The sequence below is a fragment of the Bordetella genomosp. 13 genome, from assembly GCF_007679965.1.
GTDB lineage: Bacteria > Pseudomonadota > Gammaproteobacteria > Burkholderiales > Burkholderiaceae_B > Bordetella.
In genome coordinates this window covers 157079-175227 of record NZ_VEHL01000012.1, presented here as the reverse complement: position 1 = coordinate 175227, position 18149 = coordinate 157079, and the positions used below count along the sequence as shown (strand labels likewise).

Here is an 18149-nt window from a genome sequence, read left to right as displayed (position 1 = left end):
CGCGGCAAGGGAGAGCCCTTCCCCTTCCCGCGGGCAGCGGCCCTCGAATCAAGCCGGTTGCACCACCTGGGCGTCTTTCCTGCGGCGCAGGACGCGGCGCACGTGCGCCCCAATCTGCAGCGCGATCAGCAGGAAGCTGGCGCCGACGAACCAGGCGCTGATGGGGCGGTCCAGGAAGATCATCATGTCGCCGCGCGACAACAGCAGGGCACGGCGGAAGTTTTCCTCGACCATGGGGCCCAGCACGAAGCCCAGCAGGATCGGGGCGACCGAGAACTCGAGCCACATCAGGATGGCGCCGATCACGCCGAAGGCGAGCACTTCCCAGATCTGGAAGAGGCTGTTCTGCGTGCTGTACACGCCCACCGCGATGAAGAACAGCGCGGACGGGAACAGGTAGCGGTACGGCACCTGCAGCAGCTTGACCCATACGCCGATCAGCGGCACGTTCAGCACCATCAGCAGCAGGTTGCCGATCCAGAAGCTGGCGATCAGGCCCCAGAAGATGTCCGGGTGCTCGGTGATCAGCTGCGGACCGGGCTGGATGCCCTGGATCAGCAGCGCGCCCAGGATCAGCGCCATGACAGCGTCGCCGGGGATGCCCAGGCTCATGGTCGGGATGAAGTCGACCTGCGTCTTCGAGTGCGAGGAAGCTTCGGGCGAGGCCACGCCCGCGATCATGCCGGTGCCGAATTTCTCGGGCGTGCGCGAGATCTTGCGTTCCAGCGCATAGGACACGAACGTGGTGATGGTGGGACCCGTGCCGGGCATGGCGCCGAACAGCGTGCCCACCAGCGTGCCGCGCACCATCGGCAGGAAGGCCTCTTTCATCTCGGCCTTGCTGGGCCGCATGTCGCGCACGCGCAGCTTGGTGTTGGTGCTGATGGCGGCCATGCGGTTGGCGCTCATGAGGAAGTCCGCCACGCCGAACAGGCCCATGGAAATCGCCACCAGTTCCAGGCCGTCGGACAGGTCGATCAGGCCGAACGAGAAGCGGATGGTGCCGGTGTTGACGTCGGTGCCGACACAGCCGCACAGCAGGCCGAACAGCGTCATGGCCACGCCCTTGAGCGGCGAGCCGCGCGACATGGTGGCGCCGGCAAGCAGGCCCAGCAGCATGATGGAGAAGATTTCGGTCGGGCCGAACTTGAACGCGATCTCGACCAATAGCGGCGAGGCGAAGATCATCACGATGATGCCCACCGATGCCGCGAAGAACGAGCAGATCATCGTGATGCCCAGCGCCGTTCCGCCCTTGCCCTGCCGCGTGAGCGGATAGCCGTCCAGGCAGGTCACCGCGTGCGGCGGATGCGAAGGCAGATTCAGCAGGATGGCGCCGATGGCGCCGCCGTACTGCGAGCCGTAGAAGATGCCGGCCAGCATCAGGATGGCGGGCACGGGCTGCATCACGTACGTGAGCGGCAGCAGGATCGAGATGGCCGACAACGCGCCCATGCCCGGCAGCACCCCGATGAGGTTGCCGACCAGCACGCCGAAGAACGACCACATCAGGTTGTGGAGCTGGAACGCGACGCCGAAGCCGAACCAGAGGTCATGCAAGGATTGCGAGATCATGGCTCAACCCCAGGTGAACAGCGGAAGCTGCAGTTGCAGCGCCCACCAGAAGACGACGGTGGCGATGACGCACATGGCCACCGACAGCAGCAGGACCTGCTTGATGGTGTTGGTGCGATCGCCCAGGCCGCAGATGAACACGGCGAAGAACGTGGCGGGCAGCAGGCCGCCGTATTCGCCGAACAACAGGAAGGCCAGCGTGCCGCCGATGATGCAAACGGCGCCGCGCAGGTCGGGGAAATCGGTGGGATGCGCGTGCAGCGGAGCTTCTTCGCCGCCCTCCTTCGCCGCGGCCTTCTGCTTCTGGCCACGCGCGGACGCGGCGATCAACAGGCCCGTGAACGCCAGCAGGCCGCCGATGGATGCCGGAAAGAAACCGGGGCCCATGTGCGAGAGCGAACCGATGTGGTAGTTGAAGGCCGCATAGATGGCGGACAACCCGATGAGAACCATCAGGGCGCCGCCGTAATAGTCCTTCTTGAATGATGCAGCTTGCTGCATATCTCCTCCTCGCGCGTGCTGGCGCGCTCATTCGTAGTACCGGCGTCCTCGAGCGACAGGACGCAGCAATCCGTTGGAATCCAAGGGATCGCGAGGAGAATACGGAGTGAAGCTGGTGATTCGCTTTCTACGCGCTGTCGGGTTCCTGAATGCTCGGGAAATCCCTGATAAGCGGCATCCATAAAGCGGCGGCCAGGCCGAAACCGCCGTCGGCATTGGGCTCGCCGTCGCGCAGTTCGATGTCGCCATCGTTGCGCCGCGCGTAGGCGCGCGCGATGGACAGGCCCAGGCCCGAACCGCTGGCGGCATGCGATCGGTCGGCGCCGACGCGGTCGAAGCGCGCGAACGCGCGCTTGCGCAGCGCGGCCGCGATACCCGGTCCGTTGTCGGACACGATGACCTCGCCGCGCTCGGCATGGCGGACCACCGAGACCGTGATCCGGGCGCCGACGGGCGCGTAGCGGATCGCGTTGTGGACCAGGTTGGACAGGGCCTCGTGCAGCTCGGCCTCGCTGCCCCACACCGGCACGACATCTTCGTGCACGTCGTCCGGTTGCGCCTGCTCCTCTTCGCCGCGCGCATCGACCCAGCCCAGGTCCTGCTGGCGCTCGTGCGCCAGCGGCAGGTGCTGCAGCACGACCTCGCGCGCCACGTCGTTGAGATCGAGTCGCTGGCGCGGCGTGGCCTCGCCCTGGTTGGCATGGGCCAGCGACAGCAGCTGCTCGGTGAGGCGGCGCGTGCGGCCCAGTTGGTCGACGATGGCGCGCAGGCCTTCCTGCGCGCGCACGGGGTCGGGCTCGCGCAGCGCGTACTGCGCCTGCGTCAGCATGATGGCCAGCGGCGTGCGCAGCTGATGCGAGGCATCGGCCAGGAACTGCGACTGCTCGTCCAGCACGCGCCGGTAGCGCGCGATGTGGTGATTGACGGCCTCGACCAGCGGCGTGACTTCGCTGGGCACGCGAGTGGAGTCGAGCGGGGTCAAGTCATCGGGACGGCGCGAGCGCACGTCGTTGCGCAACCGCACCAGCGGGCGCACCGCCCACACCACGCCCCACCACACCAGCAGCGTCACCAGCGCCAGCATGCGGGCGTCGCGCAGGATCTCCTGGCGCTGCGCGCTGGCTTCGGCGGCCTGGCGCTTGCCGATGCTTTCGGCCACCACCACCAACACCTGCCTGTGCTGCCCGCGGTAGTACAGGTCGCGCAGCACGGCCACCGCGCGCACGGGATCGTTGCGGTAGACGGCATCGAAGAACAGCGGGTCGCCGTTGCCCTTGGGCCAATAAGGCAGGCGCGGCATCTCGGGCATGCCGGCCAGCGTGCGGCCATACCTGGGCGGATCGACGCCTTTGCCCGCCTCCAGCGGCGGATCGATCTCTTCGATGCGGAAATACTTGCGCAGGCCGGCGCGCGACTCGAGCATGACCTGCGCATACAGCGGCGTGGCGACCTGCAGGTCGCCGTCCTGCGAGAACTCGACGCTGCTCTCGAGCACGCGCGCGGGCTCCAGCAGCGCCGAATCGTAGGCTTCGTTGGTGATGGTGGACAGCGTGCGGTAGTCGTTCCAGCTGTCGATGACCAGCAGCAGGATGACGCCCGGCATCAGCAGCGTGATGAGCACGGCCCGGATGCCGGGCAACGGCATCCGCAGCCACCGGGCCTTGAGGGTGCTCACGGCTCGGTGGGTTCGCGCGCGATGCTTTCCAGCATGTAGCCCAGGCCGCGCACCGTGACGATGCGCACGTCGCTGCCGGTGAGCTTCTTGCGCAGGCGGTGCAGCACGACCTCGATGGCGTCGAGGTTGGCCTCGCTTTCCTGGGTGAAGACCTTGCCGAACAGGTGGGTCTTGTCCACGGGGTAGCCGCTGCGCGTGAGCAGCGCGGCCAGCGCCGCGTGCTCGCGGGGCGTGAGGAACAGCAACGTGCCGTCCAGCGTGAACGCGCGGCTTTCGCTGTCGTAGGACAGCGAGCCGCACTGCAGGCGCGGATGCTGGCGGCCGCGGCTGCGCCGCACCAGCGCGGTGATGCGCGCCTCGAGTTCTTCGAGGGCGAAGGGCTTGGTGAGGAAATCGTCGGCGCCCAGGTTCAGGCCGCGCACGCGATCCTGCAGGCCGCCCTGCGCGGTGAGCAGCAGCACCGGCGTGCGGTCGTCGCGGTTGCGCATTTCGCGCAGCAGCGCCAGGCCGTGCTTGTCGGGCAGGCGCAGGTCGAGCACGATGGCGTCGTACTCGTTGCCGGCCATGAGCCCCTCGGCCGTGCGCGCGTCGGGCGCGTGGTCGGGCAGAAACCCGCTTTGCGTCAGGGCGCGGACCAGCCAGGAGGCCATGTCCCGCTCGTCTTCAACCAACAATATGCGCATGACCGTCGCTTTCGGCGGAAGGAATTTCTGAAGAACGCGGACCGTGCACGCGCTGGCGCAGGTAGCGGGTTTCGTGGTGCCGGCGGAACAGAATGGAGGACAGCTCGTTCAGCGCCTGGGTGTAGACCTCGCGCTTGAACTCGATGACCGCATCCAGCGGCACCCAATATTGGCTCCAGCGCCAGGCGTCGAACTCGGGATGCTGCGTAGCGCGCAGGCAGACGTCGCAATCGCGGCCGACCATGCGCAGCAGGAACCAGATCTGCTTTTGTCCTTTATAGTGGCCGCGCCATTCGCGCCGGACGAAGTGGTCCGGAACATTGTAACGCAGCCAGTCACGTGTACGTCCCAGAATGCGGACATGCTCGGGCTTGAGGCCCACTTCTTCATGGAGTTCGCGATACATGGCCTGCACGGGGCTCTCCCCGTGCTTGATGCCACCCTGCGGGAATTGCCAGGCATGTTCCCGGATCCGCTTGCCCCAAAAGACCTCGTTTTTGCCGTTGACGAGAATGATGCCGACATTGGGACGGTAGCCTTCGCGATCAAGCATGGGCCACCCCCACCGAATTCAATACAATTACGGTCGATTATACGTACTGGTATCCCCTCAATCTATGCGCGCTTCCCACTACCATCTGAACACCCTGAAAGAAGCCCCCGCCGAGGCAGAAGTCATCAGCCACCAGCTGATGACGCGCGCCGGGATGATCCGCAAGCTGGCCGGGGGCATCTACACGTACATGCCCGTGGGCCTGCGGGTGATCCGCAAGATCGAAGGCATCGTCCGCGAGGAAATGAATGCCGCCGGCGCCCTGGAACTGCTGATGCCGGTGGTCCAGCCCGCCGAGCTGTGGCAGGAGTCCGGCCGCTGGACGCTGTACGGCGCCGAACTGCTGCGCATGAAGGACCGCCATGACCGCGACTTCGTACTGCAGCCGACCTCGGAAGAGGTGATCACGGACATCGCCCGCAACGAGATCCACAGCTACCGCCAGCTGCCGGTGAACTTCTATCACATCCAGACCAAGTTCCGGGACGAGCGCCGCCCGCGCTTCGGCCTGATGCGCGGCCGCGAATTCACCATGAAGGACGCCTACTCGTTCGATCGCGACGAGGCCGGCGCCCAGAAGAGCTACGACAACATGTACGCCGCCTACATGCGCATCTTCGAGCGCCTGGGGCTGGAGTTCCGCGCCGTGGCGGCCGATACCGGCTCGATCGGCGGCACGCGCAGCCATGAATTCCAGGTGATCGCCGACACCGGCGAAGACCTGATCGTGTACAACCCCGACTCCGCCTACGCCGCCAACATCGAGCTGGCCGAGGCCGTGTCGCTGCTGGCCGAGCGCGCCGCGCCCGCCGAGGCCCTGCAGGAAACGCCCACGCCCGGCGCCGCCAAATGCGAGGACGTGGCTAGGCTGCTGGGCCTGCCGCTGGAACGCACCATCAAGTCCATCGTGCTGGCCACGGATGCCGAAAAGGAAGGCGAGCCGGCCCAGATCTGGCTGCTGCTGCTGCGCGGCGACCACGAGATGAACGAAGTGAAGGTCGGCAAGCTGGCCGGCCTGAAGGGTCACCGCTTCGCCACCGAGGCCGAGATCGTCGAGCACTTCGGCTGCAAGCCCGGTTACCTGGGTCCGCTGAAGACGGCGCGTCCGGTGCGCGTGATCGCCGACCGCACGGTGGCCAACATGGCCGATTTCGTCTGCGGCGCCAACCGCGAGGATTACCACTACACCGGCATGAACTGGGGCCGCGACCTGCCCGAGCCCGAGGCCGTGGCCGACCTGCGCAACGTGGTGGCGGGCGATCCCGCGCCCGATGGCAAGGGCACGCTGGCCATCCAGCGCGGCATCGAGGTGGGACACGTGTTCTACCTGGGCACCAAGTACTCCGACGCCCTGAAGGCCACCTTCCTGGACGCCAACGGCAAGCCGGCGCTGCTGGAGATGGGCTGCTACGGCATCGGCGTCACCCGTATCGCGGGCGCCGCCATCGAGCAGAACCACGACGAGCGCGGCATCCTGTGGCCGCGCGCAATCGCCCCCTTCGAGGTGGTGATCTGCCCGGTGGGCTGGGGCAAGAGTGAAACCGTCCGTGACACCGCCACGCGCCTGTACGAAGACCTGCGTGCTCGCGGCGTGGACGTCATCCTGGACGACCGCGATGCCCGCCCGGGCGTCATGTTCGCCGAATGGGAACTGATCGGCGTGCCGCTGCGCGTAACAGTTGGAGAGCGCGGATTGAAAGAGGGCGTGGTCGAATTGCAGGCACGCCGGGACACCGAGGCCAGCCGCATTCCCGCCGACCAGGCGCTGCAGCAGACCCTCGACCGCCTGGATACGCTGTAATATCGCGCCCTTGGCATCCCTATTCGCCCGCCGGGCCGCCCCAAGGGGGAATACCGGAGTGCGCCGCATGAAGACATCCCTTTGGGGTGCCCGCAATACCCGTAGGCCTATATCGTTATCGTGACCGAACCGACGTCCGCCGACGAATTCCTGCTGCGCGTGCGTGTCTACTACGAAGACACGGACGCCGCGGGAATCGTCTTCTATGCCAATTACCTGAAGTTCTTCGAACGCGCCCGCACCGAATGGCTGCGGGCGCTCGGCTTCAACCAGTCGGAACTGACGGGCCGGACCGGCCGGGTCTTCGTCGTCCATTCGCTGGATATGCGCTACCGCAAGCCGGCGCGCCTGGACGACCTCATCACCATCCGCAGCAGGATCACCCGAGTGGGCCGCGCTTCGATACACTTCGCCCAGCGCGCGGAGCGCGACGGGGAACTGCTCGCCGAAGGCGGCATCCAAGTCTGCTGCGTAGACACGACTCATTTGCGGCCAGCCGAACTGTCCGGCGACGTCCACGACAAACTGAAATCCATCCAGGGATAGATATCCATGCAACCCTCCGCCGACATGTCGCTGATCTCGCTGATCTCGCACGCCAGCATCCCCGTTCAGCTGATCATGCTGATCCTGCTGGTGATCTCCATCATGTCCTGGACCTACATCTTCGCCAAGCGCATCGCCATCCGCCGCGCGCATCGCCAGACGCTGCGCTTCGAGGACGACTTCTGGTCGGGCGGCGACCTGTCGGTGCTGCAGCAGGCCGTGTCCAGCCGCCGCGACGAGCAAGGCGCGCTGGCCCGCATCTTCGATGCCGGCATGACCGAATTCATGAAGGCGCGCCGCAACACGCCCACGGGCGACGTCAACGCCGCGCTGGACGGCCCGCGCCGCGCCATGCGCGCCGCCTACCAGCGTGAGATGGACTCGCTGGAATCGCACCTGAACTTCCTGGCCTCGACCGGTTCGGTCAGCCCGTACATCGGTCTGCTGGGCACGGTGTGGGGCATCATGCACGCGTTCATCGGCCTGTCGAACATGCAGCAGGCCACGCTGGCCTCGGTGGCCCCCGGCATTGCCGAAGCCCTGATCGCCACGGCCATCGGCCTGTTCGCCGCCATCCCCGCGGTGGTCGCCTACAACCGCTTCACCAACGACATCGATCGCCTGTCGATCCGCTTCGACAGCTTCGTCGACGAGTTCCTGAACATCCTGCAACGGCAGGTGCGCTGATGGGTTCCCTGCGCTCCGGCGGCCGGCACGGCCGCAAGATGAAGGCCGACATCAACGTGGTGCCGTACATCGACGTGATGCTGGTGCTGCTGGTCATCTTCATGGTGACCGCCCCGCTGATCACCCCCGGCCTGATCGAGCTGCCCTCGGTCGGCCAGGCGGCCCAGGTGCCGGTCAAGCCGCTCGAAGTCCAGATCGGCCAGGACGGCAAGATCGCCCTGCGCATGCGCGAAGCCGGCGCCACGCCGCAGGACATCGCCCGCACCGCGCTGGTCTCCGAGGTGCGCTCGCGCATCACGGCCGACACGCCCGTGGTGATCGCCGCCGACGGCAAGGCGCCGTATGAATCCGTGGTGCAGGTGATGGACGAACTGCGTACCAGCGGCATCACCCGCCTGGGCCTGCTCGTCGACCAGGGCGGCGGCTCCGCCGCCCAGCAGCCCGCCCGCCGGCGCTGACGCGCCCCGAACCGGTACGGCCCCACGGCCCCTCTCACTCGCCCATGACGCCACCCTCTTCCCAACGCAACGGCCCGCAGGATCCCGCCGCCTCCAAGGACAACGCGAAAGGCCTTGGCCTGGCGGTCCTGGCGCACCTGCTGCTGGTGCTCGCCCTCGTCCTCGGCCTGAACTGGCATACCGAGAACCCCGGGCCGGTACAGGTCGAGCTATGGGCCAAGGGCGACAGCCCTGATTCGCCGCCGCCCACGCCGAACAAGCCGCCGCCGGATCCGCAACCCACGCCGCCCAAACCGCAGCCCGAACCCGAACCCACGCCGACGCCGCCGCCCGCACCGCCCCAGCCCACGCCCACGCCGCCCAAGCCGACGGTGCAGCCGCCCGAGCAGCCCGATCCCGAGATCGCGCTGGAAGAGGCGCGCAAGAAGCGCGAGCAGGAAGAAAAGCAGCGCCAGGCTGCCGAGGCCGCCAAGGAAAAGGCGCGCCTGGAAGAGGAACGCAAGCAGGCCGAACTGAAGGAAAAGCAGCGCCTGGCCGACGAGAAGGCGGCCGCGGAAAAAGCCGCCGCGCAGAAGGCGGCTGCCGAGAAGGCCGCGGCCGACAAGGCTGCCGCCGAAAAGGCTGCCGCGGAGAAGGCCGCCGCCGAAAAGGTGGCTGCCGAGAAGGCCGCCGCGGAAAAGGCCGCCGCCGAGAAGAAGGCCGCGGCCGAGAAAGCCGCCGCCGAGAAGGCGGCTGCCGAGAAACTGGCCGCCGAGAAGAAGGCCAAGGAAGACGCCGCCAAGAAGGCCGCCGCCGAAAAAGCCGCGGCCGAGAAACTGGCCGCCGAAAAGAAAGCCGCCGCCGAGAAGAAGGCCGCGGCCGACCAGGCGCTGCGCGACGCTTTCCGCAACGACGCCATGGGCGCCGCTGGCCTGCCGGGCGGCACCGCCGACCGCAACCAGGCGGGCGGCGGCCGCGACGACGGCTACGGCGCCAAGGTTCGCGCCTGCGTGCAGCCCGGCGTGTCCTATCCGACTCCCCCGCGCGGATCGTCCAATCCGACGGCGGAATACCGGGTACAGTTAGGTTCTGACGGGAGAGTGACAGGCGTCACGCTGACCCGCTCGTCCGGCATCACGGGCTTCGACCGCGCGGTCGAGACCGGTATCCGGCGCTGCAACCCCTTCCCCAAGCCGTCGACGGGCCGCTACGAACCCGTCATCGACGTTGTGTACCAAATGTACTGACAGGAGATTGCCGACCATGACATCCGCCTTCCGCATCCCCCCAGCGGAGATTCTGCGTAAGCATGGCCTTGCGCTCGTGATGCTGCTGGCCGCCCTGCTGGCCTGGCATCCCGCGCGCGCGCAGCTGCGCGTGGACATCTCGGGCACGGGCGCCACGCAATATCCGGTGGCCATCGCCGACCTCGCCGGCGACGACGCGCGCGGCCGCGCGCTGGCCGACGTGATCCGCGCCGACCTGACCCGCACCGGCCAGTTCCGCCTGGTCAACGCCGCGGGCTCCGGCCTGACGGTGGACAGCCCCATCGCGCACGACGACTGGCGCGGCAAGGGCGCCGACTTCCTGGCCTACGGCAGCATTTCCCGTGGCGCCGACGGCCGCTACGACATCCGCTACCGCCTGGCCGACACCATCCAGAAGAACCAGCTGGACGGCGTGGCGTTCTCGGGCACCGAGCAGGAACTGCGCCGCGTGGCGCACCAGATCGCCGATCGCATCTACGAAAAGATCACGGGCGTGCGTGGCGTTTTCTCCACACGCATCGCCTATGTGCTGAAACAAGGTAATACCTACGAGCTGCAGGTCGCCGACGCCGACGGCCAGAATCCGCAGGTGGCCCTGCGTTCGCGTGAACCGATCATCTCGCCGAAGTGGTCGCCGGACGGCCAGCGGCTGGCCTACGTGAGCTTCCACACCGGCAAGCCGGTGGTGTACGTGCAGAACCTGTCCACCAGCGCCCAGGTGCCCGTGGCCAACTTCAAGGGCAACAACAGCGCGCCCGCCTGGTCGCCGGACGGCACGCAGTTGGCCGTGGCCCTGACGCGCGACGGCCTGTCGCAGATCTACGTGGTCAATGCCGCCGGCGGCTCGAACATGCGCCGCGTCACGCGTTCGCCCGGCATCGATACCGAACCGAGCTTCACGCCCGACGGCCGCTCCATCATCTTCACCAGCGACCGCAGCGGCGGTCCGCAGATCTACCAGACCGGCCTGGACGGCGGCGACGCGCGCCGCCTGACGCTAAATGGTGGTTACAACATCTCACCCCGAATTTCCCCCGATGGATCGACGCTGCTGTACGTTGCAAGACGAGATGGCGCGTTTCGTATCGCTTCGCTGAACCTGTCCTCAGGTGCCGAAAACTTGCTGACTGACGGTCAAGATGATCAGTCGCCAAGCTTCGCTCCGAATGGCATGCAGGTCCTCTACGCTGCTGTACAAGGAGGACGTAGCGTGCTGGCAGGAGTCTCGAGCGATGGCCGCGTGCGGCAGACCTTGTCTGTCCTGAACGGGGAAATACGTGAACCTACGTGGGGCCCATTTACCCGATAAACACGTGTGACTCTCTTTTCAAAGGAACTACCATGAAGTCGCGCATTGCCAAGAGCCTTACCATTGCCGCAATGGCCGCCGCACTGGCCGCTTGCAGCTCCGTCCCTCTCGACGAAACGGCCGGTCAAGGAACTGGCACCGGCCAGGGCACGACCGGCGGTACCGCTGGTACCGGCCAGATCCTGGATCCCTTCAACCCGCAAAGCATCCTGGCGCAACAGCGCTCGGTTTACTTTGACTTCGACAGCTATACCGTGTCGGACCAGTACCGCGGCCTGGTGGAAACCCACGCCCGTTACCTGTCCTCGCACCCGCAGCAACGCATCCGCATCGAAGGCAACACCGACGAACGCGGCGGCTCCGAGTACAACCTGGCCCTGGGCCAGCGTCGCGCCGACGCTGTCCGCCGCATGATGACCCTGGTGGGCGTCAGCGACGGCCAGATCGAAACCATCAGCTTCGGCAAGGAAAAGCCGAAGTCGACCGGTTCCTCGGAAGCTGACTTTGCTGAAAACCGCCGCGCCGATATCAACTATCAGCGCTAAGCAGCACCTTCACGTTTAGAGTGCCCCACCACTTCTGCGTCGGGACGGTCAACCGGCCGTTCCGACGTTTGCTTTGACACTCTGGAAATTCCATGCGAGACCGAGTTCCTACCTTGCGCATGCTGGCCGTGAGCGCCAGCCTTGCCCTTGCCGCAATGGCGGCCCCTGCCAGCGCATTCGCCGACGATGAAGCCCGCCGGGCCATTCTCGATCTGCGCCAGCAGGTTCAGCAGCAGAACGAACAGAACGTCCGGGCGCGCCTGCAGTTGGCCGACCAGCTCCAATCGCTGCAGCAGGAGATCGCCCAGTTGCGCAATCAGCTGGAACTGGTGTCGCGCCAGCAAACCTCCACGGCCCAGCAGGGCCAGCAGGCTCAGCAGCAGAACAACCACCCCGGCAACCCGCCGGGCGTGTCCGCCGCCGACCCGCAGGAGCAGACCGCCTACGACGGCGCCATCGACCTGTTCCGCAAGGCGCAGTACAAGGAGGCGTCGGAATCCTTCGCCGCCTTCACCGCGCTGTATCCCAACAGTGCGCTGGCGCCGTCCGCACAGTTCTACCTGGGCAGCAGCCGCTATGCCCTGAAGGACTTCAAGGGCGCCATCGAGCAATTGAACACGCTGGTGCAGAATGCGCCCAACGACGCACGCGCGCCCGACGCGCTGCTGGTGATTGCCGGCAGCCAGATCGAGCTGAACAATCGCGCTGGCGCCAAGGCCACGCTGCAGCGCATCGTGTCGGAATATCCGCAGACACCGTCCGCCAAGACGGCGCAGAGCCGCCTGCAGCTGTTGCAGTGAAGTGGATTTGCCCGCGCCCGCGTCCGGCTGGACGCGGGCGGCAAGAGAGCCGACCGCGAGGTCGGCTTTTTTTTGCCCGCGGGCCGCGCGGGCCTGCCTACATGTGGCCGGCGACCAGCAGCAGCAACAGCACGCCCACCACGATCAGCGTGATGCCCGCCATCTCGCGGCGGCTGGGCGCATGGGCGAAGAGCTTGTGCGACAGCGCCTGGGCGAACAGCACCTCGACCAGGCCCAGCGTGCGCACGTTGGCCGCGGACGTCAGCGCAAAGCCGATGAACCAGGCCTGCGAGGCCGTGGCGCCCAGCAGGCCGCCCCAGATGGACGCGCGCCAGGCCGCGGCGCAGGCGCGCAGCAGCGGGCGGTTGAACAGCAGCATCCACGCCATCAGGATCAGCACCTGCACTGCCAGCGACCAACACAGCGTCCAGGTGGCCTGCACGGCGAACATGCCGCCATCGAGCCGCAGGATGGCGCCGCGAAAGCACACCGACGACAGCGCGAAGGCGCCGCCCGACAGCAGCCCCAGCAGCGCGGGCCGCCAGTTGGAGGCCTGCACGGCGCCCGCGGGCCGGCTCGACATCAGCACCACGCCCAGCGTGGCCAGCACCACGGCCAGCATGCCGGCGGGCGATAGGGGATCGCCCAGCACCGCGAAGCCGAACAGCGCCACCTGTACCGGCTCGGTCTTGGTCCAGGCGGTGACCACCACGAACGAGCGCTCGCGCATGGCGGCCAGCATCAGCGCGGTGGCGGCGATCTGCAGCAGCGCGCCGGCCAGCACGAACAGCAGGAAAGGCGTGTTGACGGCGGGCGGGGTCTCACCTGCCAGCAGGCAGACGATCAGCAGGTACAGCAGCGCGAACGGAAAGCCGAACAGGAAGCGCACCTGAGTGGCCCCCAGCGTGCCCAGGGTGGCGGTCAGGCCGCGCTGCACGGCGTTGCGGCCGGCCTGGGCGGCGGCGGCCACCAGCGTGGCGGGAATCCACAACCAGACGAGATCCATGGCTCAGGCGCGCTGCGCGACGTCGGCCACGGGCGCACCCGTCATGGCCGCCAGTTGCCCGGGGGTCATGCGAAAGACGGCGTTGGGATGGCCGGCGGCGGCCCAGATGCTGTCGTACTGGAACAAGTCCTGGTCCAGCAGCATCACCGGCTTGACCAGGTGCCCGATGGGGCTGACGCCGCCGATGGCATAACCGGTGGACTCGCGCACGAAGCGCGCATCTGCCTTGGCCAGCGGGCCGACGCGCGCGGCCACCTTGGCTTCGTCCACGCGGTTCACGCCGCTGGCCACCACCAGCACCGGCGCGTCGTCGGTGGCACGGCGGAAGATGATGGACTTGGCGATCTGCGCCACCTGGCAGCCCAGGCCGGCGGCGGCCTCGGCCGAGGTCTTGCCGGTCTGCGGCAGCACCACTACGGGCTGGTCATGGCCCATCTGCTGCAGCAGCAACGCGACGCGCTGCGCGGATTCGGGCAGGGAAACAGCGGATTCAGTCGACATGGGAAACGTGAGGCGGGCGTTGGAAGGGCCGGCGTCCAGCGCCGGCGGCAACGGATGTCGAGTGTACCCCCACCGCGGGCCGGACCCGGCGCGCGGCCGGCGGTAGAATTCCGGCTCGGCCCGACTTCCCGCCCCGCATGCGCACCCCTCCCAATCTGCCCTTGCAAAGCGCCGCCCTGGCTGGCGGCGACATCGCCTATCTCGACCATGGCGCCGGCACCCCGGTGATCCTGATCCACGGCTCGCTGTGCGACTGCCGCTACTGGACGCCGCAGATGGCGCCGCTGGGGCGTGGCCACCGTGTCCTGGCGCCTTCGCTGAAGCGCTACTGGCCCGAGCAATGGGACGGCGCGGGCGCGGGATTCTCGCTGGACGAGCACACCGGCCAGGTGCTGGACTTCATCGAACAGGTGGCGGGCGAGCCCGCCCACCTGCTGGGGCATTCGCGCGGCGGCCGCGTGGCGCTGGAGGCCGCGCTGCGCCGGCCCGACCTGGTGCGCACGCTGACGCTGGCCGACCCCGGCGTGCCCGTGCCCGACCAGGCGGACCAGCGCGGCGACTTCCGCCAGCAGGCCCTGCAACGCATCCAGGCGGGCGACACCGACGAAGGACTGGCGCTGTTCATCGATGCCGTCACCGGCCCGGACACCTGGCGCCGCATGGTGCCGTGGTTCAAGGACATGGTGCGCGACAACGCGACGACCCTGCTGGGCCAATCGCGCGAAACGCCGCGTCCCGTGGACGAGGATGCGCTGCGCGCGCTGGGCATGCCCGTGCTGCTGATCGGCGGCGCGCTCAGCCCGCAGCCCTATCCCGCGGCGATCGCCTGGCTGGAAGACACCCTGCCCTACGCGACCAGCGAGATGATCGCGGGGTCGTCGCATGGCATGAACCTGGGCAATCCGCGCGCGTTCAACCAGGCCGTCGCCGACTTCCTGGGTTGAGCGCGGCAGGGCCTCTGCCTGCGGGACAAGCGGCCGGACAAGCGGCATGGGCCTACCGCGTCGGCAAGGCGATCTCCCGCCGGAGGCCCGTTGCGACGAACTGTCCGCACGGCCCCGCCAAGCGCCCGCTGATCGTGCCGACCGCTGCTATGCTAGGCCGACGATAGCCACGAGAGATGGACATGCACGATATCTGGTTCGAGATCTGGACGACCCTGCGCGCCGAGTTTTCCGATGTGCCCGATGCCAGCGAAGCGACCCGCATGGTCGTGCGCCTGATGATGGCGGCCCTGCTGGGCGGCCTGCTGGGCTACGAGCGTGAACGCAGCGGCAAGTCCGCCGGCCTGCGCACCCACATCCTGGTGGCCTTGGGCGCGGCGCTCTTTGTGCTGGCGCCGCAGCAGGCGGGCATGCACATCAACGACCTGAGCCGCGTCATGCAGGGCGTCATCGCCGGCATCGGCTTCCTGGGCGCGGGCGCCATCATCAAGTTCAGCGACGAGCGACGCATCCGCGGCCTGACCACCTCCGCCGGCATCTGGCTGACCGCCGCCATCGGCATCACCGCCGGCATGGGCCGCGAAACCACCGCCGTCTTCACCACCCTGCTGGCGCTGTTCGTGCTGCACGTGCTGCACATCTTCGAAAAACACATGGAAGCGCGCCGCCAGCAAGGCTCGCTGCTACGCACGGACAGCACCCGCACGGACCTTCCGGCACGCCGCAGCGTGGTGGACGAGGAAGCGTAGGAAGGGCCCCGGCACCACGCATCGGGTGCCGAATACCATGGCAACGGCACGCCCTCATGGAACGCCACATGCCATTGCCGAGAGTCCTTCATTGCCCGCCGCATGCCATTGACGCGAGTCCTTCATGACCCGCCGCGTGCCATTGCAGCGAGTCCTCGTGCGGGGCGGCAAGCGCCCGCGACGGCCAATTGGAGGTCGGGAAGCCGCGTTAGCGGCCGAGGGCGCCTGATGGCGCGCCCGAGCCGACCGACTTGGCCGGCGCGGGCGCTTGACGCCCTGCGCGAGGACGCCTACGAAGACAGATCGACGCCCATCAAAGACGGATCGACGTATACCGAATACGAATCGACGCGCATCGACGCAGCCAGCTCGACCCGCATCGACAGGAAAACGCCTACTTCGCAGCGTGCGCCGCCATCACCTGCTCCGCCACCTGCCGCGGTGCCTCGGCGTAATGCTTGAACTCCATCGTGTACGTGGCCCGCCCCTGCGTCAGCGACCGCAACGACGTCGAATACCCGAACATCTCCGCCAGAGGCACTTCCGCGCGCACCAGCTTGCCGCCGCCGCCCGCGATGTCATCCATGCCCTGCACCATGCCGCGCCGCGACGACAGGTCGCCCATGACGTGCCCCGTGTAGTCCTCCGGCGTTTCCACCTCGACCTTCATCATGGGCTCCAGCAGCACCGGCTTGGCGCGCCGCATGCCTTCCTTGAACGCCATCGAGCCCGCCATGCGGAACGCGTTCTCGTTCGAATCCACGTCGTGGTACGAACCGAACACCAGCGTGGCCTTCACGTCCACCACCGGGTAGCCCGCCAGCACGCCCGCGTTCAGGCTTTCGCGCACGCCGCGCTCGACCGCGGGAATGAACTCGCGCGGCACCACCCCGCCCTTGATGGCGTCGACGAACTCGAAGCCCGCGCCCGGCTCCTGCGGCTCGAGCTTGAGCACCGCGTGGCCGTACTGGCCGCGGCCGCCCGACTGCTTGACGAACTTGCCCTCGACGTCGTCCGCCACCGCGCGGATGGTTTCGCGGTAGGCCACCTGCGGCTTGCCCACCGTGGCCTCGACGCCGAACTCGCGCTTCATGCGGTCGACCAGGATCTCCAGGTGCAGCTCGCCCATGCCCGAGATGATGGTCTGGCCCGACTCTTCGTCGGTGCGCACACGGAACGACGGATCTTCCTGCGCCAGGCGGTTCAGCGCCAGGCCCATCTTCTCCTGGTCGGCCTTGGTCTTGGGCTCGACGGCCTGCGAGATGACGGGCTCGGGGAACACCATGCGTTCCAGGATGATGACCTTGGACGGATCGCTGAGCGTATCGCCGGTGGTGACGTCCTTCAGGCCCACGGCCGCGGCGATGTCGCCTGCGTAGACCTCTTCGATCTCGCGGCGCTCGTTCGCGTGCATCTGCAGGATGCGGCCGATGCGTTCCTTCTTGCCCTTGATGGGGTTGTAGACCGAGTCGCCGGACTTCACCACGCCGGAATACACGCGGAAGAACACCAGCTGGCCCACGAAGGGATCGGTCATGATCTTGAAGGCCAGCGCCGAGAAGGGCTCGTCGTCGCCAGGATGGCGTTCGATCTCGGCATCCTTCTCGTCGTGGCCGGCGATGGCGGGCACGTCCACCGGCGAAGGCAGGTAGTCGATGACCGCGTCCAGCATGGCCTGCACGCCCTTGTTCTTGAACGCGCTGCCACAGAGCATGGGCACGATCTCGTTGGCGACGGTGCGCTTGCGCAGCGCGGCCTTGATCTCGGCCTCGGTCAGCTCCTGGCCCGACAGGTACTTGTCCAGCAGGGCCTCGTCGGCTTCCGCGGCCTTCTCGACCAGATGCTCGCGCCATTGGCGCGCGGTCTCCTGCAGGTGCGCGGGCACGTCCTGGTACTCGAAGCGCACGCCCTGGCTGGCCTCGTCCCAGATGATGGCCTTCATCTTGATCAGGTCGATGACGCCCTCGAAGCCGTCCTCGGCGCCCACGGGAATCTGCACCGGCACGGCATCGCCGCGCAGGCGCTCGACGATCTGGCGCTGCACGCGGAAGAAGTCGGCGCCGACGCGGTCCATCTTGTTGACGAAGGCCAGGCGCGGCACGCGGTATTTATTGGCCTGGCGCCAGACGGTCTCGGACTGCGGCTGCACGCCGCCCACGGCGTCGTAGACCATGACGGCACCGTCGAGCACGCGCATGGAGCGTTCGACCTCGATGGTGAAGTCGACGTGGCCCGGGGTGTCGATGATGTTGATGCGGTGCTCGGGATAGTCGCCCGCCATGCCGCGCCAGAACGCCGTGGTGGCGGCCGACGTGATGGTGATGCCGCGCTCCTGTTCCTGCTCCATCCAGTCCATGACCGCGGCACCATTGTGCACTTCGCCGATCTTGTGCGTGATGCCGGTGTAGAAGAGAATGCGCTCGGTCGTGGTGGTCTTGCCCGCGTCGATGTGGGCACTGATACCGATGTTCCGATATTGGTCGATACGCGTTCTGCGAGTCATGGTGCGGCCTCTTGGCTACGATGGATTGACTCGACGATATTACGCCTGCGCGCGCGGCGTGGGCAC

18 protein-coding genes are annotated in these 18149 nt (G+C 67.4%); 10 read left to right on the top strand and 8 right to left on the bottom strand.

Annotated elements, in window-relative coordinates:
* Positions 1–48: 48 nt before the first annotated feature.
* The 5 genes from FS845_RS24790 to FS845_RS24770 all read right to left on the bottom strand — a co-directional run bounded on the left by FS845_RS24790 (position 49) and on the right by FS845_RS24770 (position 4987).
* On the bottom strand, positions 49–1575 hold the full coding sequence (locus FS845_RS24790) for a tripartite tricarboxylate transporter permease (protein WP_144640718.1): 1527 nt from the start codon (positions 1573–1575) through the stop codon (positions 49–51).
* A gap of 3 nt (positions 1576–1578) precedes the next feature.
* The gene (locus tag FS845_RS24785) at positions 1579–2076 is read right to left on the bottom strand and encodes a tripartite tricarboxylate transporter TctB family protein (RefSeq protein WP_186332414.1); all 498 of its coding nucleotides are present in this window, start codon (positions 2074–2076) and stop codon (positions 1579–1581) included.
* A gap of 127 nt (positions 2077–2203) precedes the next feature.
* Entirely contained in the window at positions 2204–3721 is a 1518-nt protein-coding gene (locus tag FS845_RS24780) for a sensor histidine kinase (protein ID WP_144640803.1), read from the bottom strand.
* Positions 3722–3747: 26 nt separating this feature from the next.
* Positions 3748–4434: a response regulator gene (locus FS845_RS24775; protein ID WP_144640715.1), complete on the bottom strand. Its 687-nt coding sequence runs from the start codon at positions 4432–4434 to the stop codon at positions 3748–3750.
* On the bottom strand, positions 4415–4987 hold the full coding sequence (locus FS845_RS24770) for an RNA pyrophosphohydrolase (RefSeq protein WP_144640712.1): 573 nt from the start codon (positions 4985–4987) through the stop codon (positions 4415–4417). Before FS845_RS24770 ends, FS845_RS24775 begins: the two co-directional genes overlap by 20 nt.
* A 64-nt stretch (positions 4988–5051) precedes the next feature.
* On the opposite strand from FS845_RS24770, the gene FS845_RS24765 reads away from it, so the two are divergent.
* From FS845_RS24765 to ybgF, 8 genes are all read left to right on the top strand, one after another.
* Positions 5052–6788: a proline--tRNA ligase gene (locus FS845_RS24765; protein ID WP_144640709.1), complete on the top strand. Its 1737-nt coding sequence runs from the start codon at positions 5052–5054 to the stop codon at positions 6786–6788.
* Positions 6789–6908: 120 nt separating this feature from the next.
* On the top strand, positions 6909–7334 hold the full coding sequence (gene ybgC / locus FS845_RS24760) for a tol-pal system-associated acyl-CoA thioesterase (RefSeq protein WP_144640705.1): 426 nt from the start codon (positions 6909–6911) through the stop codon (positions 7332–7334).
* A gap of 6 nt (positions 7335–7340) precedes the next feature.
* Complete coding sequence (gene tolQ / locus FS845_RS24755) at positions 7341–8021, top strand: protein TolQ (RefSeq protein WP_144640702.1); 681 nt, start codon at positions 7341–7343, stop codon at positions 8019–8021.
* On the top strand, positions 8021–8479 hold the full coding sequence (gene tolR, locus FS845_RS24750) for a protein TolR (protein WP_144640700.1): 459 nt from the start codon (positions 8021–8023) through the stop codon (positions 8477–8479). Before tolQ ends, tolR begins: the two co-directional genes overlap by 1 nt.
* Positions 8480–8523: 44 nt before the next feature.
* Complete coding sequence (gene tolA / locus FS845_RS24745; protein ID WP_144640697.1) at positions 8524–9705, top strand: cell envelope integrity protein TolA; 1182 nt, start codon at positions 8524–8526, stop codon at positions 9703–9705.
* Between the two features lie 16 nt (positions 9706–9721).
* Positions 9722–11035, top strand: coding sequence for a Tol-Pal system beta propeller repeat protein TolB (tolB, locus tag FS845_RS24740; protein ID WP_144640694.1), 1314 nt, complete (start codon positions 9722–9724; stop codon positions 11033–11035).
* 32 nt (positions 11036–11067) lie between these two features.
* Positions 11068–11580, top strand: a complete 513-nt coding sequence (gene pal, locus FS845_RS24735) for a peptidoglycan-associated lipoprotein Pal (RefSeq protein ID WP_144640691.1) — start codon at positions 11068–11070, stop codon at positions 11578–11580.
* A 92-nt stretch (positions 11581–11672) separates the two neighbouring features.
* On the top strand, positions 11673–12380 hold the full coding sequence (ybgF, locus tag FS845_RS24730) for a tol-pal system protein YbgF (RefSeq protein ID WP_144640688.1): 708 nt from the start codon (positions 11673–11675) through the stop codon (positions 12378–12380).
* 97 nt (positions 12381–12477) lie between these two features.
* Here ybgF and FS845_RS24725 read toward each other — a convergent pair whose 3' ends face one another.
* Together FS845_RS24725 and FS845_RS24720 are read right to left on the bottom strand one after the other, a co-directional pair.
* Positions 12478–13386: a DMT family transporter gene (locus FS845_RS24725; protein WP_144640684.1), complete on the bottom strand. Its 909-nt coding sequence runs from the start codon at positions 13384–13386 to the stop codon at positions 12478–12480.
* Between the two features lie 3 nt (positions 13387–13389).
* Positions 13390–13887, bottom strand: a complete 498-nt coding sequence (locus FS845_RS24720) for a YbaK/EbsC family protein (protein ID WP_144640681.1) — start codon at positions 13885–13887, stop codon at positions 13390–13392.
* A 137-nt stretch (positions 13888–14024) separates the two neighbouring features.
* Here FS845_RS24720 and FS845_RS24715 point away from each other — a divergent pair, with 137 nt between their 5' ends.
* Positions 14025–14831 carry an alpha/beta fold hydrolase gene (locus FS845_RS24715; RefSeq protein WP_144640678.1) on the top strand — a complete coding sequence of 269 codons (807 nt, stop codon included), beginning with the start codon at positions 14025–14027 and terminating at the stop codon, positions 14829–14831.
* 182 nt (positions 14832–15013) lie between these two features.
* On the top strand, positions 15014–15580 hold the full coding sequence (locus FS845_RS24710) for an MgtC/SapB family protein (protein ID WP_144640675.1): 567 nt from the start codon (positions 15014–15016) through the stop codon (positions 15578–15580).
* Between the two features lie 394 nt (positions 15581–15974).
* Here FS845_RS24710 and fusA read toward each other — a convergent pair whose 3' ends face one another.
* The gene (gene fusA, locus FS845_RS24705) at positions 15975–18083 is read right to left on the bottom strand and encodes an elongation factor G (RefSeq protein ID WP_144640673.1); all 2109 of its coding nucleotides are present in this window, start codon (positions 18081–18083) and stop codon (positions 15975–15977) included.
* Positions 18084–18149: the final 66 nt, after the last annotated feature.